The organism is Streptomyces tubbatahanensis (assembly GCF_022699385.1).
Classification (GTDB): Bacteria; Actinomycetota; Actinomycetes; order Streptomycetales; family Streptomycetaceae; genus Streptomyces; species Streptomyces diacarni.
The window spans coordinates 5,238,191-5,260,666 of the sequence record NZ_CP093846.1 but is presented as its reverse complement, the minus strand read 5'-3'; the positions used below and the strand labels follow the sequence as shown (position 1 = coordinate 5,260,666).

General features: G+C 71.6%; 16 protein-coding genes. 13 read left to right on the top strand and 3 right to left on the bottom strand.

The features are described from left to right. Nucleotides 1-124 precede the first annotated feature (124 nt). The 6 genes from MMF93_RS22735 to MMF93_RS22710 all read left to right on the top strand — a co-directional run bounded on the left by MMF93_RS22735 (nucleotide 125) and on the right by MMF93_RS22710 (nucleotide 5,791). Nucleotides 125-1,072: an AurF N-oxygenase family protein gene (locus tag MMF93_RS22735; RefSeq protein WP_242754365.1), complete on the top strand. Its 948-nt coding sequence runs from the start codon at nucleotides 125-127 to the stop codon at nucleotides 1,070-1,072. 104 nt (nucleotides 1,073-1,176) lie between these two features. Continuing rightward, nucleotides 1,177-1,914 carry a TetR/AcrR family transcriptional regulator gene (locus MMF93_RS22730; protein ID WP_242754363.1) on the top strand — a complete coding sequence of 246 codons (738 nt, stop codon included), beginning with the start codon at nucleotides 1,177-1,179 and terminating at the stop codon, nucleotides 1,912-1,914. Nucleotides 1,915-2,158: 244 nt separating this feature from the next. Next, a complete protein-coding gene (gene soxR / locus MMF93_RS22725) occupies nucleotides 2,159-2,704 on the top strand; it encodes a redox-sensitive transcriptional activator SoxR (protein WP_242754361.1) in 546 nt (181 codons plus the stop codon). Nucleotides 2,705-2,707: 3 nt separating this feature from the next. Then, the gene (locus MMF93_RS22720) at nucleotides 2,708-2,983 is read left to right on the top strand and encodes a hypothetical protein (RefSeq protein WP_242754359.1); all 276 of its coding nucleotides are present in this window, start codon (nucleotides 2,708-2,710) and stop codon (nucleotides 2,981-2,983) included. 239 nt (nucleotides 2,984-3,222) lie between these two features. Beyond that, nucleotides 3,223-4,125 carry a protein kinase family protein gene (locus tag MMF93_RS22715; protein ID WP_242754357.1) on the top strand — a complete coding sequence of 301 codons (903 nt, stop codon included), beginning with the start codon at nucleotides 3,223-3,225 and terminating at the stop codon, nucleotides 4,123-4,125. A gap of 556 nt (nucleotides 4,126-4,681) precedes the next feature. Further along, complete coding sequence (locus MMF93_RS22710) at nucleotides 4,682-5,791, top strand: C40 family peptidase (RefSeq protein ID WP_242754355.1); 1,110 nt, start codon at nucleotides 4,682-4,684, stop codon at nucleotides 5,789-5,791. A 47-nt stretch (nucleotides 5,792-5,838) separates the two neighbouring features. Here the strand turns inward: MMF93_RS22710 and MMF93_RS22705 are convergent, their stop codons facing one another. Further along, nucleotides 5,839-6,666, bottom strand: a complete 828-nt coding sequence (locus MMF93_RS22705) for a protein phosphatase 2C domain-containing protein (RefSeq protein ID WP_242754353.1) — start codon at nucleotides 6,664-6,666, stop codon at nucleotides 5,839-5,841. Nucleotides 6,667-7,151: 485 nt separating this feature from the next. On the opposite strand from MMF93_RS22705, the gene MMF93_RS22700 reads away from it, so the two are divergent. Beyond that, nucleotides 7,152-10,232 carry a sensor histidine kinase gene (locus MMF93_RS22700; protein ID WP_242754351.1) on the top strand — a complete coding sequence of 1,027 codons (3,081 nt, stop codon included), beginning with the start codon at nucleotides 7,152-7,154 and terminating at the stop codon, nucleotides 10,230-10,232. After that, nucleotides 10,229-10,900, top strand: a complete 672-nt coding sequence (locus MMF93_RS33750) for a roadblock/LC7 domain-containing protein (protein ID WP_242754349.1) — start codon at nucleotides 10,229-10,231, stop codon at nucleotides 10,898-10,900. Before MMF93_RS22700 ends, MMF93_RS33750 begins: the two co-directional genes overlap by 4 nt. Nucleotides 10,901-10,949: 49 nt before the next feature. On the opposite strand, the gene MMF93_RS22690 is transcribed toward MMF93_RS33750, so the two are convergent. Next, nucleotides 10,950-11,486, bottom strand: coding sequence for a MarR family winged helix-turn-helix transcriptional regulator (locus MMF93_RS22690; protein ID WP_242754347.1), 537 nt, complete (start codon nucleotides 11,484-11,486; stop codon nucleotides 10,950-10,952). A 238-nt stretch (nucleotides 11,487-11,724) separates the two neighbouring features. Here MMF93_RS22690 and MMF93_RS22685 point away from each other — a divergent pair, with 238 nt between their 5' ends. Continuing rightward, a complete protein-coding gene (locus MMF93_RS22685; protein WP_242754345.1) occupies nucleotides 11,725-12,660 on the top strand; it encodes a lysozyme in 936 nt (311 codons plus the stop codon). Between the two features lie 80 nt (nucleotides 12,661-12,740). Here MMF93_RS22685 and lon read toward each other — a convergent pair whose 3' ends face one another. After that, on the bottom strand, nucleotides 12,741-15,224 hold the full coding sequence (lon, locus tag MMF93_RS22680; RefSeq protein WP_242754344.1) for an endopeptidase La: 2,484 nt from the start codon (nucleotides 15,222-15,224) through the stop codon (nucleotides 12,741-12,743). Nucleotides 15,225-15,367: 143 nt separating this feature from the next. Between lon and MMF93_RS22675 the strand changes: the two genes are divergently transcribed. The 4 genes from MMF93_RS22675 (at nucleotide 15,368) to MMF93_RS22660 (ending at nucleotide 22,455) form a co-directional block, all read left to right on the top strand. Further along, a complete protein-coding gene (locus tag MMF93_RS22675; RefSeq protein WP_242754343.1) occupies nucleotides 15,368-16,081 on the top strand; it encodes a spermidine synthase family protein in 714 nt (237 codons plus the stop codon). A gap of 69 nt (nucleotides 16,082-16,150) precedes the next feature. Then, entirely contained in the window at nucleotides 16,151-16,945 is a 795-nt protein-coding gene (locus tag MMF93_RS22670; RefSeq protein ID WP_114023889.1) for a response regulator transcription factor, read from the top strand. Between the two features lie 176 nt (nucleotides 16,946-17,121). Continuing rightward, nucleotides 17,122-18,261 carry a HAMP domain-containing sensor histidine kinase gene (locus MMF93_RS22665; protein WP_423835500.1) on the top strand — a complete coding sequence of 380 codons (1,140 nt, stop codon included), beginning with the start codon at nucleotides 17,122-17,124 and terminating at the stop codon, nucleotides 18,259-18,261. A 291-nt stretch (nucleotides 18,262-18,552) separates the two neighbouring features. Then, a complete protein-coding gene (locus MMF93_RS22660) occupies nucleotides 18,553-22,455 on the top strand; it encodes a multifunctional oxoglutarate decarboxylase/oxoglutarate dehydrogenase thiamine pyrophosphate-binding subunit/dihydrolipoyllysine-residue succinyltransferase subunit (RefSeq protein WP_242754342.1) in 3,903 nt (1,300 codons plus the stop codon). Nucleotides 22,456-22,476: the final 21 nt, after the last annotated feature.

Sequence of the window (22,476 nt, the reverse complement as noted above, 5' to 3'; positions counted from 1 at the left end):
GGGATTGACGTCCTTACTGACAAGCAGTCTCATAAGAGTCGACAGCAGACGTGACCACCGGTAACCCTCGTGAGTCGGCAGCCCCTCGCGAGCCGGTGACACCCCGACGAAGAGGTGCCCCAGCATGACGACAGCGCCTGACATCGCCGCGACGGAACGCGAGGCGCTCAGGGACGCCCTCGGACTGCTCAAAGACCGCGAGCAGGTCGCCGAGCGCCTCCTCGAGTCCTCCAGGAAGCACTCCTTCGACCCGGACACCGAGCTGGACTGGGACGCGCCGTTCGAGGACGACAAGTGGTTCTGGCCGCCGGAGCTCGTCTCCCTCTACGACACGCCCCTGTGGCGGCGCATGTCGGAGGAACAGCGCAAGGACCTGGCCCGGCACGAGGCCGCCTCACTCGCCTCGCTGGGCATCTGGTTCGAGGTCATACTGATGCAGCTGCTGGTGCGGCACATCTACGACAAGCCGCTCACCAGCAACCACGTGCGCTACGCCCTGACGGAGATCGCAGACGAGTGCCGGCACTCCATGATGTTCGCGCGCATGATCAAGCAGGGCGGAGCGCCCGCCTATCCCGTCTCCCGGCTGCACCACAACCTGGCTCGCGTTCTCAAGACGATCTCCACCACCCCGGGGTCGTTCACCGCGACGCTGCTGGGCGAGGAGATCCTGGACTGGATGCAGCGGCTGACGTTCCCGGACGAGCGCGTGCAGCAGCTCGTGCGCGGCGTGACCCGTATCCACGTCATCGAAGAGGCCCGCCACGTGCGCTACGCGCGTGAGGAACTGCGCCGTCAGATGGTCACGTGCCCGCGCTGGGAGGCCGAACTGACGCGGATCAGCTCCGGCGAGGCCGCGCGCGTCTTCTCCATCTCCTTCGTCAACCCGCAGGTCTACGAGAACGTCGGACTCGACAAGCGGGAGGCGGTCGCCCAGGTGAAGGCCAGCGGCCACCGCAGGGAGATCATGCAGACCGGCGCCAAGAGGCTGACCGACTTCCTTGACGAGATCGGCGTCCTGCGCGGCGCCGGGCGCAGGCTGTGGGTGAGCTCGGGACTGCTGGCCAAGTGACGCCCTTCGCGTGAGGGTCACGTGAAGCCCTCGTGGAAGAGAGTGGAAGAGAACTGCGGAACCTGACGGCCTCCGAGCCTGCCGGGGCGGTTACGCTGCACTGCATGAGCAGCAGTGGCACCGCCCCGGCGTATCGCAGGCTCAGTGTGGACGAGCGGCGCAGCCAACTGCTCCGTCACGCACTCGGCCTGTTCGCGCACAGGTCGCCGGAGGACGTCTCGCTGGACGACGTCGCGGTCTCCGCGGGCGTTTCGCGGCCACTCGTCTACCGCTACTTCCCCGGCGGCAAACAACAGCTCTACGAGGCCGCGTTGCGCAGCGCCGCCAACCAGCTGGAACAGTGCTTCGCCGAGCCTCCCGCAGGACCGCTCACCACCCGGCTCGCCCGGGCGCTCGACCGGTACCTGGCGTTCGTCGACGAGCACGACGCGGGTTTCATGGCCCTGCTGCAGGGCGGCAGCGTGGTGGAGACCTCCCGCACCACCGCGATCGTCGACGAGGTGCGCAGGGACGCGGCCGAACAGATCCTCACGCACCTCGAAGCGGAAGCGGGTCCCGGTTCGGCCCGGTTGCGGATGGCTGTCCGCACCTGGATAGCCGCCGTCGAGGCCGCCTCCTTGATCTGGCTGGACGAGGGCAAGCGGCCGTCTCTGTCCGCGTTGCGCGACTGGCTGGTCGACCACTTCATCGCCGTGCTGACGGCCACCGCCGCCTCCGATGAGGCAGCCGCCGCCGTAACCCGGAGGGCGCTGGCCATGGAGGAGAGCGACGGGCCGGTCGCCCATCTGGTGAGCAGAGCGCTTCCCGTGGTCGCCGACGCGGGCCACCTGCTCGGCCCGTGACCCTGGTGACCGCGGGGTGCTGTCAGCACGGAGTGGCGTCAGCGCGGAGCCGTGTGAGCACGGGGCCGTGTGAGCGCGGAGCCGTGTGAGCACGGGGCCGTGTGAGCGCGGAGCCGTGTGAGCGCGAGGTCGCGTGAGCGCTGAGTCGCACGCGCACGGAGTCGCGTGAGCGCGCACAGCGTCACGGGGCTCTTCCGGTCACGCAGACTTAAAGAAGACTTGAGGGGCGGGCTACGCTGGTCCCATGGCGACTCACCTGTCATGGAAGGCCAAGGAAGCCACCGTCGGAGAGTTGGCTGAGCGGGCCGGCGTAGCCACCTCCGCTCTGCGCTTCTACGAACGCGAAGGGCTGATCCGCAGCCGCCGCACCACCGGCAACCAGCGGCGCTACAGCCGCGACACCCTCCGCCGAGTCGCCTTCATCCGGGCGTCCCAACGGGTCGGCATCCCCCTCGCCGCCATCCGCGACGCCCTCGCACTGCTCCCGGAGGGACGCACACCGACCCGTGACGACTGGGCGGCTGTCTCCGAGTGCTGGCGCGAGGACCTCAACCAGCGGATCGCGCTCATGGAGCAACTCCGCGACCACCTCACCGACTGCATCGGCTGCGGTTGCCTGTCCATGACCACCTGCGCGCTGGTCAACCCGCGCGACCGTCTCGGGGACGAGGGGCCGGGAGCCCGCCAACTCGCTCAGCCGTGCGGACCCGACCCGTCCCGGGCGGACGGCTCCGTCTGCACAGGCGATTCCGGCTGCCAGCCCCCCGTTGCCGCCGGAGAGGCGGTCTGATCCGTGCGCAGTGAACAGACCGCCTTCCGTGGCGGACCGCTGGACGGCCGCACACTCTCCGTCCCCCTCGGCCCCACCGGCAGACCGCCGCGCAGCTACGAGGTGCCCGTCCCCGCTGCCGACGGCGGCTCCACGACGGTCCACGTCTACCGGCTGGAACCCGCCGCAGTGAACCGCCTCGGACTGCCGCGCGGCTGGGCGTACGTCTACGAACCGGAGGGCACACCCGAGAAGGGGCCGTGGGCGCGGCTTCCGTGGCGACGGCGGCGCACCGGCTGAGGGAGGCGCACCGGCTGAGGGAGGCGCACCGGCTGAGGGAGGCGCACCGGGGCGCCGGCTGGAGGAGACGAGCCGGCCGGGGACGGCACACCACTCTCGCCCGCGGAACGTCGACGGGCGTCCTGTTGCCGCCATCGCCGTGTCACCGCCGGACCGGGGCAGACCCGAACCTGGACAGACCCGAACCTGGACGGACTCGGACCTGGACAGGCGGGGAACGGCGGGGTTTTCTGCTGGACGTGATCGACGGAATCGCACGGCTGCCCGAAGCCGGCCCGCAGCGGCTCGGTCCCTTCCGCCTGTTCGGCGTCCTTGGCAGCGGCCGGACGGGCACCGTGTACCTCGGCAGAGGCACCGCGCGGCGCGGGACCCGCAAGCGGCTCGCGGCAGTGCGCGCGGTACGGCCAGAGCTTCTGCGCGACCGGCAGCTGCGGGCTCTGGTACGGCAGGAGACCCATCGGGGGGCCGACGCGGTCGACAGTCCGTTCGTCGCCGAGGCGCTCGGCTGCGAACTGGACAGCGAGCAGCCGTGGCTCGCCGGCGCGTATGCCCACGGTCTGCCGCTCTCGGCGCTGGTGACGTCGTACGGGCCGCTGCCCGAGATGTCCATCCGCGCCCTCGGCGGCGGTCTCGCCCGCGCCCTGACGGCACTGCACGCGGCGGGCACAGGTCACGGCGACCTCCACGCCGGCAACGTGGTGCTCACCCTCGACGGGCCCCGTGTGGTGGACCAGGGCGCGGCTTTCGGGCGTCCGGCCGCGTTCGCTGACGGCACCGGCCACGGCGAGAGCGCCGTGGCCGGACCGCTGACGCGGCGGGCCGAGGATGTCTTCTCGCTGGCCACGGTGCTGGTCCTGGCCGCCAGCGCACGGCACCCGTTCGCTGGGAGCGCGCTGCCCACCGTTCGGGAGAGCCCGGACCTGACGGGAGTGCCCGACGCCCTCCGTGCACCGCTGCTCGCCTGCCTGCACAAGACTCCCGAGTCCCGCCCTCATCCGGAAGCCCTGGCCCGCGCGCTGGACCTGTCCGGTGCTGCGGTACGCCCGGCGAGGGAATGGCTTCCCGACGCCTACCTCCACGAGATCGACGGCCGCGCCGAGGAGGCACGGAAGCTGGTGGGCAGAGGCGCGTGGCGCCGCTGAGCCGGGGCCCTCAGCTCCGGCTCAGCCCCTGTCGTCACCCGTGCGAGTGAAGACGGCCGTGGTTCATGTACTGGACGGAACGGGGTGCCGGGGTTATGGAGGCGCTTTTTCGTCTGCTCCAGCCTTATGTGGCGTCCCGTCAGCGGTCTGTCCCCCGCCTCTCGGCAGGCCGGACCAGCGCGAAGTCGTCACGAAGGCCCGGCGGGCGGCCCCGGGCCACCGTCACCCGGCGCCGCTCTTCGTGATGCCCCGGCACGGGCTGCCGCGTCGGCGCCGAACCCCGGTGTCATCTCGATCGGGTGAGGGACGTCCGCTCTCCCGCTCAGCTCGTCCTGAGCCGGTGCCCGAAACCGTGCCACGATCGCGGCGGAGCGGCCTGAAAACGGGGAAATGCCGCTCGGAAGCGAGGTGCGCGGTGTTGTTGAGGGCACGGAGGACGTGGGCGGTCCGCGAGCACGGGCGGAGCCGGGCCGCCAGGCGGGACGGTACGAAGCGGGACGGCGCGAGGCGAAGCGGTACGGCTCGCGGCGGCAAGGCTCGCGGCGGTACGGCGCGGGTGTCGGCGCTGGCGTCGTCGGCGGTGGTGGTGCCGGTGCTGGTGGCCTTGGGACTGGTGGCTCCGCCGGTCTTCGGAGCGGTACCGCAGGCAGGCGCACGGGCGCCGGGCACGCCGGCGCCCGGCCCCGAACCGGGACCGCCGGGGACGGGACGGGAATCGGTGGGCGCGCTGCTGGGCGAGTTGAGTGTGCTGTACCAGCGGACGGAGGAGGCCTCGGAGGCCTACAACCAGACGGCCGAGAAGCTCAGGAAGCAGCGCGCTTCCTCCCGGAAGGCGCAGTCACAGCTGGCCCGGGCCCGGACGGCGCTGGAGCGGGAAAGGGTCCGGGCGGGCGAGCTGGCCCGTCAGCAGTACCGGGGTGAGAGCGTCGGGCTGCCGCCCGCCGTCGAGATGTTGTTGAGCCCGAACCCGGAGCGGTTGCTGGAGCACGGCCACTTCCTGCGGCGAGCCGCGGGAACACAGGCGGAGACGGTACGCAGGATGACCGACGGCCGACAGCGGCACGCCACCGCGGCGCAGCGTGCTCGCACCGCGGTGAAACGACAGGAGGGGCTGGCTGAGCGCAAGAAGAAGCAGCGCGACAAGGTGCGCAAGCGGCTGCGGAACGTCGAGAGGCTGCTCTCCTCGCTGACCGGAGATCAGCTCGCCCAGCTGGACACGCTGGAGCGTGACCGTACGGACGCGGCACAGCAGAAGCTGGTGTCCTCGGGCGCACTCGACCCGAGCGGCGCGGTGCCACGCTCCTCGGGCCAGGGGCGCGAGGCACTCGACTGGGCGATGGACCAGGTCGGCAAGCCGTACGTGTGGGGCGCCGAGGGTCCGGACTCCTTCGACTGTTCGGGGCTCACCTCGCAGGCGTGGCGGCATGCCGGCCGCACGATCCCCCGCACAAGCCAGGAACAGTGGCGGCGGCTGCCCCGGGTGCCACTGGACGAGCTGCGCCCGGGCGATCTGGTCATCTACCGCCGCGGGGCGACCCACGTGGGCATGTACGCGGGTGCCGGACGTGTGGTGCAGGCGCCTCGGCCCGGTGCCGACGTGCAGGTGACCCCCCTGGCAACGGACCCTCCGCTGGGCGCCGTACGACCGGACAAGCGCCGGACATGAGCAGGTTGCCGGCTCACGGGAGGGACACGTCGTCCAGGAATGAGGCGTCAGTTCAGTTCCGCCAGGAGCACCGTCGCGTCGTCGTGCTGCTTGCCCCGCGCGGGGACCGACTCCGCCTCCGCGGTGCGGACCCGGCTGACGAGAGCGCGGGAGCCTTCCTTGCGTACGAGGGAGAAGAGCCCCGCCCAGTCACCGAGGTGGAAGGTCTCGGTCCAGCGTGTGGCGCCGTCCGTGAGGGCAAGAAGAGTGCGGACGTCAGCGCGGGGCCGGGTTCCGGTCACCGCCCGGGCAGCGACCTCGGGGTCCGCGGCGGCCGTGTAGAACCCGCTGCCGTCGGGCGCGTTGCGCAGGCCCTCGACAGCGCGCACGTAGGCCGCGCGGTCTTCTTCCGCGCCGGTACGGCGGACCCGGTCACGCAGCGTTCGCACGGTCTCGGGAAGTTCGGCCAGGCGGCGGTCGAGCAGGGGTTCGACCGTGCCGTCGGCGGCCTCCACGAGCAGCGCGGAGTCGGAGAGCACCAGGTGTTCGACCTGCTCCTGGTCCCACCGGGCCGCGACCACGGTTGCCTGAGGTGTACGGAGGTGAGAAAGATCACACGTTTCGCGGTGTGTGTCCGCTGTGCGGGTCAACGCGGCCGCGAGACATTCGGACAGTGCCATGTCCCGGCGAGCGCCCGCCAGTTCGACGAGAGCGCCGCCCAGCCGGGCCACGAACCACGGCACACCGTGGCGGCAGCCGTCGTCCCCCTCGGGCGGGGTGACCCCGTCCAGGAGCACGAGTACACCACCCGTGCCGGCCGCCGGCACCGCGGCCGACGCGTAGTCCTCGTTGGGGCGTTGGGGATCTCCCGGCTCGGTGACCATGTCGATACGCATGGCAGCAGTGTGCAGGACCGGGGATCTTGGAGCGGCGGGCGGCAACCGTGGCGGCACCCCCTCCCCTGCCGAGGCGCGGGCGGGGGCGACAGCGGCGGTGCGGCCCTGCGGGGGTACCGGCTCGTGGCCGGGTTGCGCGAGGGCGTCCCGCGCGGGAATGACCGGAATGAGACCTTCCGAAAAACTGGGTCCGGCATCCTGCCAGGAGGCCGGAAGGATTTCCAACCAGGGTCCGAATCGCCGACCACGCCCGGCTCGGGCCGAGTTGTTCCGCCGCCGAGGAGTGTTGTTCACTCCTTCGGGTGGCCCAGCAGGGGATCCTCACCCGCCTCAAGAGCGCACTGCAATGGTCGGTCGTCGAGTCGGGGCATCCCGGGCCCTCCGGGAGAGGCGGGACGAGATTGCGAGTGCGGGTGCGGAAGAAGCAGCGTCGGACAGCGGACGTTCCCCAGGCCACACCGACCGGCAGCGGTGACGCGCCGTCAATGCCTCCCGCGCAGGCACAGGAGGTGGTGGCCGCCCCCCGTCGACGGGCCCGCGTGCGCAACCGGCTACTGGTGTCGGTCGCGGTGTGCGCCCTCGCCGTCGTCGCGGCCGGTGCGCCGAGTCTGGTCGCCGGCTCCAGCGACACCGCGGCCGCGCAGGAACTCGTGGACCTCGCCCGGCTCAACCAGCAGGCCATCGCCCTCTCCCACTCCCTCGAGGACGAGCGGGACGGCATGGTCGAACACCTCGCCGCAGGGCGTGGCAGCCGACAGGGCACGGGGGCCGGCGACGCCCAGCGCGCCCGGGTCGACCGGCAGGCACGTGAGGTCCGCTCAGCCGCCTCCTCCGCACCCTCCGGCAGCGCGGTGCCGTCCGGCTCCCCCACCGCGGTCGCCGAGGCCCTCAAGAAGCTGCCGGCCGTCCGGCAGCAGGCCATGACGGGCAAGAAGGGGGCGCTGGAGTCGTACGAGGACTACTCCCGCGTCATCCAGACCCTCCGCCACCTCACCCGAGACGTGGCCGGCGGCCTGCCGGCGCGAGCACAGGACCGCACGGCCGTCGCGCTGCCCGACCTCGCGCGCGCCGTCGACCAGGCCTCGGCCACCCGGGGGCTGCTGGAGGCCGCCCTGGCGGGCCGGGGCACCCAGCGCGAGGTGATGGCGGAGGCCGGGCAGGCGCGGCTACGGGAGAAGGCGGCGCTCGCCGACTTCGAGGAAACAGCCGGCACGAAGGCCTGGGAGCGGTACACCACGACCGTCAACGGTCCCGACGTCTCCGCGGCGGAGCGGTACCTGAACAGCCTCACGGCGCGCCCGTACCTCACCCCCGGGGCGCGCTCCGTGAACGAGGAACGGTTCGACACCTCCGTCTCGGCCCGGCTCGCGCACATGCGCGGTGTGCAGTCCGCGTTCGCCGCGGCCGAGGTCAAGCGGTTGGAGGGCCTCCGCGACGACGACGTGACGGCGCTTCAGCTGCGGGCCGGGCTCGTGGGCTTCTGCCTGCTGCTCGCCGTCGCTCTCAGCGTGGCGACCGCGCGCTCGCTCACGCGGCCGCTCTCCGTGCTCAGGCGCGGCTCCACGCGCCTGGCGAAGGATCCGGTCGGCGAGGAGCCGATCACCTTCCGCGGGCGCAACGACGAGTTCGCCGATGTCGTCGGCGCGCTCAACGCGCTGCGGGCCACCACCGCGGAGCTGCGGCGCCGCTCGGCGTGCGCGGAACGCGAACAGGACCAGCTGGCGGTGGAGAAGGCCCAGCTGACCGAGAAGTACCAGCTGTTGGCCGAGGACTTCGCCGCCCTAAGGGCCGAGTTGGAAGAGGCCAGGGAACGGTCGGGCGGCGCGGTGGCGCACAGCGGGGGCCTGAACGGTGCGAGTGGCGCCGGATACGAGGGCATGGTTCCCGCGGCCGCGGCGGTCACGTCGGAAACGGCCCCGTCGGGCACAGTTTCCGAGGGCGCTGTCCCGTCGGAAACGGCGCTTCCGGTGACGGCCTCGTCGGCCACTGGACAGGAGGCGGTCGCGGACCTGGCGACGCGCAGTCTCACCCTGGTCGAGCGGCAGCTGGGCATCATCGAGGGGCTGGAGGAGAAGGAGGCCGACCCGGACCGGCTCGACACGCTCTTCAAGCTCGATCACCTGGCCACCCGTATGCGGCGGCACAGCGAGAACCTGCTGCTCCTCGCGGACTCCCCGCGCTCGCAGCGTCAGGACGCCGCGGAGCAGCTGCCGGCACCGCTGCTGGACGTGGTGCGGGCCGCCGTCAGCGAGATAGCGCAGTACGAGCGCGTGGCGCTGGGTGACGTGCCGCAGGACGTACACGTGGAGGGCGTCGCGGCGGACGCCCTGAGTCACCTGGTCGCCGAACTCCTCGACAACGCGGCCGCCTTCTCCCCCGCCGGGTCCGAGGTGCGGCTCACCGCGCTGACGACCGAGGCCGGTGACGCCCTGGTATCCGTGGAGGACGAGGGCGCCGGGATGGAGGAGTCCGTACTCGCTCAGGTGAACGCGCGGCTGGCCGAGCCGCAGACGGCGCAGGCGCCAGGGTCCTCGGGCGCGTGGGAGACCTCCGCTCCCTGGGGGCTGGGGCTGCACGTCGTCGCCAAGCTGGCAGCCAGGCACGGGGTACGCGTGCGGCTGAGCGCACTCGAAGAGGGCGGCACGGCGGCGCGGGTGACGGTGGCGAGCAGACTCCTGCTCAACGGGACGCTCGACGACGCCGGTGTGGCCGGCGGCAGCGGGCCGGCCGACCCAGCAGCGGCAGGCGACATCGTCGCCAGTGACGACGGGGGCGACGGCGGCCCCGCTCTCGGCGCTCCCACAACCGGCGGTCTCCGTGACCACGACGCGGACGACGGTCATTCCGCTGACGGTGGCGCCGTTGATGGTGGCACCGATGCCGGTGGTGCCGGCGGCGGCGAGGCGGGGGGCAGCTACGTGCAGGCCGACGGCGACGGGGGCGCCGGCTCGACCGAGGGGGACGACGCCGGGGAGGGGCAGCACGCCAGGGCTGCCGACCAGGCGCCGACCCGAGCCCTGGAGACGAGCCCGTCCGCTCAGGACGACGAAGGCACCCGAGCCACCCAGGTGCCCCGGAGCGAGGGCGAGGACGGGGGCCGGAGCGCAGGTCTGCCCGAAGGTCCCGCTGTGGCTCCTGCGCAGGTGCCGCCCGCGGGTGAGCCGGAGGGGAGCCTGCCGACGGGCGCGGCTGCCGGCACCCCCGCCGGCGCGGCGGAACCGGACGGGTCCGTCACACACACCGGGCTGCCCAAGCGGGTCCGTGGTGCGACGGCAGAGGAGGCGACGGCAGAGGACGCGGCGGCGCCGCGACAGCGCTCGGGCGGTGCCGACCCCGAGCAGCTGCGGCGCAGGCTCGACGGGTTCCAGCAGGGTGCTCGCAAGGGTCTGCGTGAAGCGGCCGCCCGGGTCGCCGCGGAGAGCGCAGGCGACACGGCGAGCTCCGAAGGGGCGGAGGGTGACCGGGAGCGCGCGGGGGACGGAAACGGGCGTCCCGAGGGCAGCGCGGCGACGGAGCCGGCGCGTCCGCAGGCTGACGGAGGTAGCGCCGAGGAGGCCCGCAAGTGAGTGTGCCCACCACGCGTACGTCCGGCAGTGCGGAGGCACAGAGTCTGCGCTGGCTGCTGGACGGCCTGGTCGCTGAGGTGCCGGGCATCCGGTCCGTGGCGGTCGTCTCGTCCGACGGGCTGCTGCTGCTCGCCTCGGACCCCGCGCTGGGCCCCGAGCACGGGCGGTTGGGTCAGGGCGCGGCCCTCTCCGCGGACGAGGAGGCTGTCAGTGGCGCGGAGAAGGAGAGCGGGAAGACGGAGAGCACGGACAGCGTTGACGAGGGAGACGAGGGAAACGAGGGAGGGGAGGCGCGGCAGGACGGCGGCTCGCCCGACGAGCCCCGTGTTCCGCCGATGCGGCGGCGCGGTGCGGCAGGCCGGCGCCGCGGGCCCCGGGGCTCCAGCGGGGACCTGGCGACCATCGTGTCCGGGGTCGCCTCGCTGACGACGGCGGCGTCGAGGCTGACGGAGGGGGGTGCCGTGCGGCAGACCATGGTGGCCATGGAAGAGGGCGCCCTGATGGTGATGGCGATCGGGGACGGGTCGCTGCTCGGGGTGCACGCGGCGGCGGACTGCGACATGGGGGCGGTCGGCTACCAGATGGGGCTCTTCGTCGGCCGTGCGGGGCACGTGCTGACGCCGGAGCTGCGCAGTGAGCTGCGCGGGGCGATGAGCGCGAGCTGGTAGCTCCTCCGCGCGAGCGGGCGGCCCCTTCGGGAGAGGGATGGAGGACTGTTCACTCCTCCTGGTCGGCCAGGGAGTTCAGGCGGTGGAGGAGGCGGGCCAGCTCGGCGATCTCCCCGCGGTCCCAGGCGGCGAGCTTGCGGGCGTAGGAGAGCCGTCGCGCGTCCCGCACCCGGGTGAACCGCCTGCGCCCCTCGTCGGTGAGGAGTACCAGCGAGGCGCGGCGGTCCTTCGGGTCAGGCCGGCGCTCGACGAGGCCGAGAGCCTCCAGTGCGTGCAGTTGACGGCTTATCGTCGCCTTGCCGACTCCGAAGTAGCCGGCCAGTTCCGTCGCCCGCTGTTCGCCGGCGTCCTCGAGGCGGACGAGGAGACCGTAGGCGGCGGGCTCCAGGTCGGGGTGGACCTGGCGTGCCATCTCCCCCGAGGAGGAGCGGGCGCGCCGCAGGAAGACCGCCAATTCGCGTTCCACGTCGAGGCATTCGGGGCCGAACAGCTCGGCGGGGTCCGCGTGGGCCGTGGCGGGCGAGGCCTGCGCGGGGGTGTTTCCGGGCGTCCCAGCGGCGGGGGCGGTGTCTCCGGCGTTTTCCATGAAGAAACTTATCTCCAGCGAGCGCGATAGTCCCAGCTCCGCCAGTATTTCGCAGGATTAGACCAACGGCGGACGGTGGGGCATCTTCCGCCCGGTCGGTCTACGCGCGTACCTTCACACATGACATGCCCATTCCAGTGGAGCGACTGTCACTCCGCGCGTCGCAGCACAAAACCCCCCACATCGGTAAATACTACGCACGTACCAGACCCCCACCACCGAGGCTCCGGAGGCAGAGATGCCCAGCTTCAGATCCGGTACGGCCCGTCACAGACGCGGACTCGCGGCTGTCATCGGGATGTTCGTCTCCCTGCTCGCGCTCGTACTGGCTCTTCCGGGCGCGGCGTCGGCGGCTCCCGGCGACGGGGAAGCAGACACGAAGGCGGCCAGGTCGGACCAGGCCGTCACGGACGTGGAAGGACTGCGCGGCAACCCCAAGGCGCCCGCCGAGCGTGGTGAGGCCTGGATGGGCGCCGGTGTGCGGATGCACGAGTCGGACAAGACCGACGGCACCCCGCCCGACAGGGCGCGTGCGGGTCTGGCCGCGACGGTGCACGGCGTCGACGTCAGCAGCCATCAGGGCAACGTCGCGTGGTCGACGCTGTGGAACAGCGGTGTCCGCTTCGCCTACGTCAAGGCCACCGAGTCGACGAGCTACAAGAACCCGTACTTCACGCAGCAGTACAACGGCTCCTACAACGTGGGCATGATCCGCGGGGCCTACCACTTCGCGACGCCCAACACCTCCAGCGGCGCCACCCAGGCCAACTACTTCGCCGGAAACGGCGGCGGCTGGAGCAAGGACGGCAAGACGCTGCCCGGCGTGCTCGACATCGAGTACAACCCGTACGGCGCGACCTGCTACGGCCTGAGCAAGAGCGCCATGGTGAACTGGATCAAGGACTTCACCAGCACGTACAAGGCGCGCACCGGGCGGGACGCGGTCATCTACACGACCACCAGCTGGTGGACCCAGTGCACCGGCAACAGCAGCGCCTTCGGCAACTCCAACCCCCTCTGGGTCGCCCGCTACGCCTCCTCCCCCGGCACCCTCCCGGCCGGCTGGGGCTTCTACACCTTCTGGCAGTACACCTCCAGCGGCCCCACCGTCGGCGACCACAACTACTTCAACGGGTCGATGGACCGGCTGAAGGTGCTGGCCAGCAACGGCTGAGCCGTTCGAGCACTCTGTGGGACTGACAGTGAGTGGCCCCCGCCCGGAGGCGGGGGCCACTCGTGTGCCGGTCGCGTCCGTCACGCCGCGACCGGGGTCTGCCGGGCGGGGCTCTGTGCGGGGGTCAGGGCCAGCTCCAGGACCTGGCGGACGTCGGAGACGGGGTGGACGTCGAGGCCGTCGAGCACCTCCTCGGGCACGTCGTCCAGGTCGGGCTCGTTGCGCTTGGGGATGATCACGGTGGTCACACCGGCGCGGTGAGCCGCCAGGAGCTTCTGCTTGACGCCGCCGATGGGCAGCACCCGGCCCGTCAACGAGACCTCTCCCGTCATGGCGACCTCGGGCCGCACCTGGCGTCCGCTCAGCAGCGAGGCCAGGGCCGTCGTCATGGTGACGCCCGCGCTGGGCCCGTCCTTGGGGACGGCGCCCGCGGGTACGTGCAGGTGGATGCCGCGTTCCTTGAGGTCGCCGACGGGCAGTTCCAGCTCCGCGCCGCGCGAGCGCAGGTAGGAGAGGGCGATGTGCGCGGACTCCTTCATCACGTCGCCCAGCTGTCCGGTCAGGGTCAGCCCTGAGGCGCCGGTCTCGGGGTCGGCCAGGGACGCCTCGACGAAGAGCACGTCACCACCTGAGCCGGTGACGGCCAGACCGGTCGCGACGCCGGGGACGGCGGTGCGCCGCTCGGCCGGGTCCTGGGCGGCCTCGGGCGTGTGCCGGGGGCGGCCGATGAGCGTACGCAGCTCGTCCACGCCGACGGTGTACGGCAGCTCGGCCTGGCCCAGCTGCTGCCGGGCCGCGACCTTGCGCAGCACCCGCTGCACGGCCCGCTCCAGGGAGCGCACGCCCGCCTCGCGGGTGTACTCGGCGGCGAGCTTGCGCAGCGCCGGCTCCTCCAGGGTGACCTCGCCCTCGGCGAGTCCCGCGCGCTCCAGTTGCCGGGGCAGCAGGTGGTCGCGGGCGATGGTGACCTTCTCGTCCTCGGTGTAGCCGTCGAGTTCGACGACCTCCATGCGGTCGAGCAGGGGCTGCGGGATGGCTTCCAGTACGTTGGCCGTCGCCAGGAAGACGACGTCCGAGAGGTCGAGCTCGACCTCCAGGTAGTGGTCGCGGAAGGTGTGGTTCTGCGCCGGGTCCAGCACCTCCAGCAGCGCTGCCGCCGGATCGCCGCGGAAGTCGGAGCCGACCTTGTCGACCTCGTCCAGCAGGACGACCGGGTTCATCGACCCCGCCTCCTTGATGGCGCGGACGACGCGTCCCGGCTGGGCGCCGACGTACGTGCGCCGGTGGCCGCGGACCTCGGCCTCGTCGCGGACGCCGCCCAGCGCCACGCGGACGAACTTCCGTCCCATCGCGCGGGCCACGGACTCGCCCAGCGAGGTCTTGCCGACACCGGGGGGACCCGTCAGCGCCAGCACCGCTCCCCCGCGCCGCCCGCCGACGACACCGAGGCCGCGCTCGGTGCGCCGCTTGCGTACGGCGAGGTACTCGGTGATGCGTTCCTTGACGTCCTGCAGCCCGGCGTGGTCGGCGTCGAGGACGGCCTGGGCACCGGTGATGTCGTAGGCGTCCTCGGTGCGGACGTTCCACGGCATCTCCAGGACCGTGTCCAGCCAGGTGCGGATCCAGCTTCCCTCGGGCGACTGGTCGCTGGAGCGCTCCAGCTTGTCGACCTCCTTGAGGGCGGCCTTTTTGACCTCCTCGGGCAGGTCGGCGGCCTCGACGCGGGCGCGGTAGTCCTCGCCCTCGCCCTCCGGGTCGCCGTTGAGCTCGGCCAGTTCCTTGCGGACGGCTTCCAGCTGGCGGCGGAGCAGGAACTCGCGCTGCTGCGCCTCGACGCCCTCCTGGACGTCCTTGGCGATGGACTCGGCCACGTCCTGTTCGGCCAGGTGGTCGCGGAGTGCGGCGGTGGCGAGCCGCAGCCGTTCGACGGGGTCGGTGGTCTCGAGCAGCTTGAGCTTCTGCTCGGTGGTCAGGAACGGGGAGTAGCCGGCGTTGTCGGCGAGCTGGGCCACGTCGTCGATCTGCTGCACCCGGTCCACGACCTGCCAGGCGCCGCGCTTGCGCAGCCAGTCGGTGATGAGGGCCTTGTACTCCTTCATCTGTTCGACGACCTGCCCCGGCAGGGGGTCGGGCACCGGTTCGGCGACGGGCGTGCCCAGCACCCACAGGGCGGCGCCGGGACCACTCGTGCCCGTTCCGACGCGGACGCGGCGCAGGGCGCGGATGAGGGCGCCGGGGTCGCCGTCGGCGAGGCGTCCGGTCTGCTCCACGCGCCCTTCGACACCGATGCCGGCGTACGTGCCCTCGACTCGCGGGACGAGCAGCACGCGCGGCTTGTCCGCCGGGGCCGCTCCCTCGGACCCGGCCGACGCACCCTCGGGAGCGGACGCCGTGGACGCGGCCGACTTCGCGGCGTCCACAGCTGCCCGCACATCGCTGTCCGAGAGCTCCAGCGGCACCACCATTCCCGGCAGCACGACGCCGTCCTCGGCGTCGATCGGCAGCACGGGCAGGGCGAGCGGTGCGGACTGGGGCTCCGTGGATTCAACAGACTCAGCAGCCATGATCTCTCCCTAGGCAGGCAAGTTGAGTAGTACCCACTCAATGCTTTTGATGCCCCGGATGTTCCCCCAGTCCCCCGAGGGGCCGTTCGCTCTCAGCGATCACCGCGCCCACCAGCTGAGGGGTTCCGGCCTACGCTGCCCTCATGTCGCATCCCGCCGCCCCTCTCCCGGGCCTCCCGGCCACCGATGACCCCGTCGCTCTCGAACGGCGTGAGGGCCCGTGGGGCGAGGTCGTCCTACGGCAGCGCGGCGCGCACTACGAGATCATCGCCAACGGCTGCTTCCTGATGGACACCTCGGACGGGCGCTCCGAGCGGCTGCTGGTGCGCGCGGCACTGGAGGAGCTCGACGCCCGCGAGAACCCGCGGCTCCTGATCGGCGGGCTGGGGGTCGGTTTCTCGCTCGCGGAGGCGGCGGCGGAGCCGCGCTGGGGCGGTGTCACCGTGGTGGAGCGCGAGCCGGCGATCCTCGACTGGCACCGCACAGGGCCGCTCTCCGGGCTCTCCGCCGACGCCCTGGCGGATCCGCGGACCGCGCTGGTGGAGGCCGACCTGGTGGCGTACGTGCGCGAGGCGGCGGCCGACGGCGGGCGTTTCGACGCGCTGTGCCTGGACATCGACAACGGCCCCGAGTGGACCGTCACCGACGACAACTCCTCGCTCTACTCGCCGACCGGCCTGGCGGCCTGCCGGGAGGCGCTCACTCCGGGCGGCGTCCTCGCCGTCTGGTCGGCCCAGCCCTCGTCCGCATTCGAACGATCACTCGCGAATGCGGGGTTCTGCCGTGTTCGGACGGATGAGATCCCGGTCGTCCGAGGCGTCCCCGACGTGGTCCACTTCGCAGCCCGACCGGCGTAGCCGAGCGGTGTAGCAGGCCCTTACGCTGCTGTTCCAAGAAAGCCGGAAGAGCCACAGGGGCGGGGTCGTATGGACCAGAAGAACACCACTCAGACAGCTGGCGGAGCCGTCGCCGCGACCACCCCCGGTGCTCAGCGACGCATTCTCGTCGTGGAGGACGATCCGACCATCGTCGACGCGATAGCGCGGCGGCTGCGCGCGGAGGGCTTCCAGGTGCAGACGGCAGGTGACGGGCCCGCCGCGGTCGACACGGCCGAGGCCTGGCAGCCCGACCTGCTGGTGCTGGACGTGATGCTGCCCGGCTTCGACGGCCTGGAGGTCTGCCGCCGCGTGCAGGCGCAGCGTCCTGTTCCGGTGCTGATGCTGACCGCGCGGGACGACGAGACGGACATGCTGGTGGGTCTCGGCGTGGGGGCCGACGACTACATGACCAAGCCGTTCTCGATGCGCGAGGTCGCGGCGCGGGTGCACGTGCTGCTGCGCCGGGTCGAGCGGGCGACGCAGGCGGCGAGCACGCCGCGCAACGGCATACTCAGGCTCGGCGAACTGGAGATCGACCACGCCCAGCGGCGGGTCCGCGTCGGCGGCGAGGACGTGCACCTGACGCCGACCGAGTTCGACCTGCTGGTGTGCCTGGCGCACTCCCCGCGCGCCGTGCTCTCCCGCGAGCAGCTGCTGGCCGAGGTGTGGGACTGGGCCGACGCGTCCGGTACGCGCACCGTGGACAGCCACATCAAGGCCCTGCGGCGCAAGATCGGCGCCGAGCGCATCCGCACGGTGCACGGGGTGGGGTACGCGCTGGAGACCCCAGGCCCCGACGGCGCGCCCGCGCCGGTGACGGGCGCCGCGACGGAGAGCTCCTGACGGGCGGCGGGACGGCGCGCGTGTCCGCTTCGGTGTCCAGCCCCTCCGGTTCCTCCGGTTCCTCCGGCCCCCACAGCTCGCACGGCTCATCCGGCTCACCGGGCTCCGGTCCTTCGGGGCCCTGCGGCCCTCCCGGTCGTGGCGACCCTCCCGGGCCGCCGACGCTGCCGGCCCGCTTGCTGAGCCGCTGGAAGCGCTCCGCGGCGGCCCGCCTCGGCTCCCACTGGTGGGACCGGCTGTGGGAGGGTCTGCGGCCCCTGGACCCGTACAGGTCGGTCAAGGCGGCGCTCGGCGCGCTGGTGATCGTCTCCGTGGTGATCACCACACTGCTGGCGCTCTTCGCGGTGCAGTCGGCGACCGAGCTGCGGGTCATCACCATCATCTCGATCGTGGCCTCGCTGCTGATCACCCAGTTCGTGGCGCAGTCGGTGACGGCGCCGCTGGACGAGATGACGGACGCGGCCAAGGCGATGGCGGACGGCGACTACTCCCGCCGGGTGCGCGGCGGGAGGCGGGACGAGTTCGGAGAACTGGCCGAGAACTTCAACCGGATGGCGGCCGACCTGGAGGCCGTCGACCAGCACCGCAAGGAGCTGGTCGCGAACGTGTCGCACGAGCTGCGCACCCCGATCGCCGCGCTGCGGGCCGTCCTGGAGAACGTGGTCGACGGCGTCTCCGAGGCCGATCCGGAGACGATGCGCACTGCACTGTCGCAGACCGAGCGGCTGGGCCGCCTGGTGGCGCACCTGCTGGACCTCTCCCGGCTGGACAGCGGTGTCGTCCCGTTGCACTCGCGGCGTTTCGAGGTGTGGCCGTACCTGGCGGGCGTGCTGAAGGAGGCCAACATGAGCAAGGGCTCGGGGCACTCCCGTAAGGATGTCCACCTGCATCTGGACGTCTCGCCGCCCGAGCTGACGGCTTACGCCGACCCCGAACGGCTGCATCAGGTGGTGGCGAATCTGATCGACAACGCCGTCAAGCACAGCCCGCAGCACGGCCGGGTCACGGTACGGGCCAGGCCGGGCGAGGCGGCAGCGGGCGGGTCGGCCGACAGCCTGGAGGTCGAGGTGCTGGACGAGGGGCCCGGCATACCCGAGGCCGAGCGGCAGCGGGTCTTCGACCGGTTCAACGGCACGCACAGCACCGAGTCCACACGGGGTGCCCAGGGCATCAGCCCGGGAGGCGGCACGGGTCTGGGGCTGGCCATCGCGCGCTGGGCGGTGGAGTTGCACGGCGGGTCGATCCGGGTGGCCGAATCGCCCCGCGGCTGCCGGATCCAGCTCACTCTTCCGGGGACGACCGGACAGCCTGGTTGACGTTTTCCCACCGCCGACCCACCGCCGGCCAGCCACCGACCAGCCGCCGACCCGCGCTAACCCGCCGCCGGCCCGCGGCCGGGAGGCCCGGGGACGCGCTCGGCGGGGTGACCGGTTCCGTCCGCGAAGTAAAACCGTGAGTGATTCCCGCCAAGTCCTGGCCCGAAACCGGCTGCTTAATGTGACGTACGTGACCAAGGGGCCGCCCGGACTACGCCTCTCGCCAGGAGAGGCGTAGCCTTTATTTCCGCTGTCCACCACCTAAGGAAGCGGAAGAGGGCGGTTGCCGCCGTGTCGTCACAGTCCCCCAACAGCTCATCGAGCACCTCTACGGAACGGAAGGACGGACAGGGTAAAGACCCTGGTCCGGCGTTCGGGCCGAACGAGTGGCTCGTCGACGAGATCTACCAGCAGTACCTCCAGGACCCGAACTCGGTAGACCGAGCCTGGTGGGACTTCTTCGCTGACTATCAGCCGGAGTCCTCCGAGGGGGCCGCGGCGCCGGATGGCGCGGGCACCCCACGGGACGCCTCCCCGAAGGCCGCGCCGGCCCCGGCGTCCTCCGCGGCGCCGCAGGCGCGGGCCCAGCAGGCCGCACAGCCCGCGAGCGCCCCCGCGCAGGCCGCACCGGCGCAGCAGGCGCAGCAGGCGCAGCCGCAGCAGGCCGCCGCGCCGGCCGCGCCTCAGCGCAAGGCCGAGCCGCAGCAGAAGGCGGCCGAGCCGAAGCCGGCCGCCAAGCCGGCGGCGCGGCCCGCGGGCGCGGCGAAGGCCGCGGGCGGCGACAAGGCCGCGGCGGAGGGCCAGGCAGAGGGTCCGGAGTACGTGGCGCTGCGCGGCCCGTCCGCGGCCGTGGCCAAGAACATGAACGCCTCCCTGGAGCTGCCCACGGCCACGTCCGTGCGCGCGGTGCCGGTGAAGCTGCTGTTCGACAACCGCATCGTCATCAACAACCACCTCAAGCGCGCCCGCGGCGGCAAGGTGTCGTTCACGCACCTGATCGGCTACGCCATGGTGCAGGCGCTCAAGGCGATGCCCTCGATGAATTACGCGTTCACCGAGAAGGACGGCAAGCCCACCCTGGTCAAGCCGGACCACGTGAACCTGGGTCTGGCCATCGACCTGGTGAAGCCGAACGGCGACCGCCAGCTGGTCGTGGCGGGCATCAAGAAGGCCGAGACGCTGACCTTCTTCGAGTTCTGGCAGGCCTACGAGGACATCGTCCGCCGGGCCAGGAACAACAAGCTGACGATGGAGGACTTCTCCGGCGTCACCTGCTCGCTGACCAACCCGGGCGGCATCGGCACCGTGCACTCGGTGCCGCGGCTGATGCCGGGCCAGGGCCTGATCATGGGCGTCGGCGCGATGGAGTACCCGGCCGAGTTCCAGGGCACCTCGCAGGACACCCTCAACCGGCTCGGCGTCTCGAAGGTGATGACCCTCACCAGCACCTACGACCACCGGGTCATCCAGGGTGCGGCCTCCGGCGAGTTCCTGCGCAAGGTCTCGCAGCTGCTGCTGGGCGAGGACAACTTCTACGACGAGATCTTCCGCGCGCTGCGCATCCCGTACGAGCCGGTGCGCTGGATGCAGGACATCGACGCCTCGCACGACGACGACGTCACCAAGGCCGCGCGGGTCTTCGACCTGATCCACTCCTACCGGGTCCGGGGCCACATCATGGCCGACACCGACCCGCTGGAGTACAAGCAGCGCAAGCACCCCGACCTGGACATCACCGAGCACGGTCTGACCCTGTGGGACCTGGAGCGGGAGTTCGCGGTCGGCGGCTTCGCCGGCAAGTCCATGATGAAGCTGCGCGACATCCTGGGCGTGCTGCGTGACTCGTACTGCCGCACCACCGGCATCGAGTACATGCACATCCAGGACCCCAAGCAGCGCAAGTGGATCCAGGACCGCATCGAGCGGCAGCACTCCAAGCCGGAGCGCGACGAGCAGCTGCGCATCCTGCGCAGGCTGAACGCGGCCGAGGCGTTCGAGACGTTCCTGCAGACCAAGTACGTGGGCCAGAAGCGGTTCTCGCTGGAGGGCGGCGAGTCCGTCATCCCGCTGCTGGACGCGGTCATCGACGCGGCCGCCGAGTCGCGGCTGGACGAGACCGTCATCGGCATGGCGCACCGCGGCCGGCTCAACGTGCTGGCGAACATCGTGGGCAAGCCGTACGCGCAGATCTTCCGGGAGTTCGAGGGCAACCTCGACCCGAAGTCGATGCACGGCTCGGGCGACGTGAAGTACCACCTGGGCGCCGAGGGCGTCTTCACCGGCCTGGACGGCGAGCAGATCAAGGTCTCGCTGACCGCCAACCCCTCGCACTTGGAGGCCGTCGACCCGGTCGTGGAGGGCGTGTCCCGCGCCAAGCAGGACATCATCGGCAAGGGCGGCACGGACTTCACGGTGCTGCCGATCGCGCTGCACGGCGACGCGGCCTTCGCGGGCCAGGGCGTGGTGGCCGAGACGCTGAACATGTCGCAGCTGCGGGGCTACCGCACCGGCGGCACGATCCACATCGTCATCAACAACCAGGTCGGGTACACGGCGCCGCCCGAGTCGGCGCGCTCGTCGATGTACTCCACGGACGTGGCCCGCATGATCGAGGCCCCGGTCCTGCACGTCAACGGCGACGACCCCGAGGCCGTGGTGCGCGCGGGCCGGCTGGCCTTCGAGTACCGGCAGGCGTTCAACAAGGACGTCGTCATCGACCTGATCTGCTACCGCAGGCGCGGGCACAACGAGACGGACAACCCCTCGTTCACCCAGCCGCTGATGTACCACCTGATCGACAAGAAGCGCTCGGTGCGCAAGCTCTACACCGAGTCGCTGATCGGGCGCGGCGACATCAGCCTGGAGGAGGCCGAGCAGGCGCTCCAGGACTTCCAGGGGCAGCTGGAGAAGGTCTTCACCGAGGTCCGCGACGCGACGTCGCAGCCGGCGGCCGCCGAGGTGCCGGTCCCGCAGGCGGAGTTCCCCGTCGGTCTCGACACCGCGATCTCCCAGGAGGTCGTCAAGCGGATCGCCGAGTCGCAGGTCAACATCCCCGAGCGGATCACCGTCCACCCGCGTCTGCTGCCGCAGCTCCAGCGCCGCGCGCAGATGGTCGAGGACGGCACGATCGACTGGGCGATGGGCGAGACCCTGGCCATCGGCTCGCTCCTGATGGAGGGCACGCCGGTCAGGCTGTCGGGCCAGGACTCGCGTCGCGGCACGTTCGGGCAGCGGCACGCGGTGCTGCTCGACCAGAACTCCGGCGAGGACTACACCCCGCTGCTGTACCTGGCAGAGGACCAGGCGCGCTACAACGTCTACGACTCGCTGCTGAGCGAGTACGCGGCGATGGGCTTCGAGTACGGCTACTCGCTGGCCCGCCCGGACGCGCTGGTGATGTGGGAGGCGCAGTTCGGTGACTTCATGAACGGCGCCCAGACGGTCATCGACGAGTTCATCTCCTCGGCCGAGCAGAAGTGGGCCCAGACCTCCGGGGTCACCCTGCTCCTGCCGCACGGCTACGAGGGTCAGGGCCCTGACCACTCCTCGGCCCGCATCGAGCGGTTCCTCCAGCTGTGCGCGCAGAACAGCATGACCGTGGCCATGCCGACGCTGCCGTCGAACTACTTCCACCTGCTGCGCTGGCAGGTGCACAACCCGCACCACAAGCCGCTGGTCGTCTTCACCCCGAAGTCGATGCTGCGGATGAAGGCGGCGGCCTCCAAGGCGGAGGAGTTCACCACAGGCGGCTTCCGTCCGGTCATCGGCGACACGCTCGTCGACAGCGGCGAACTGGACCCGGCGAACGTCCGCAAGGTCATCTTCTGCTCCGGCAAGGTTTACTACGACCTGGACGCGGAGCGGACCAAGCGGGGCCTCACGGACACCGCCATCATCCGGCTGGAGCGGCTCTACCCGCTGCCCGGCAAGGAGATCCAGACCGAGATGGCGCGCTTCACCAACGCCGAGAAGTACGTCTGGGCCCAGGAGGAGCCGGCCAACCAGGGCGCGTGGCCGTTCATCGCGCTCAACCTGGTCGACCACCTGGACCTGATCATCGGTTCGGAGCCCGTGCCGAACGCGGACCGGCTGCGCCGCGTCTCCCGGCCGTCCTCGTCCTCGCCCGCCGTGGGCTCGGGCAAGCGGCACGCGGAGGAGCAGGCGCAGCTCGTCAAGGACGTCTTCGACATCTGAGACGCCTGACGCCTGCCGCCT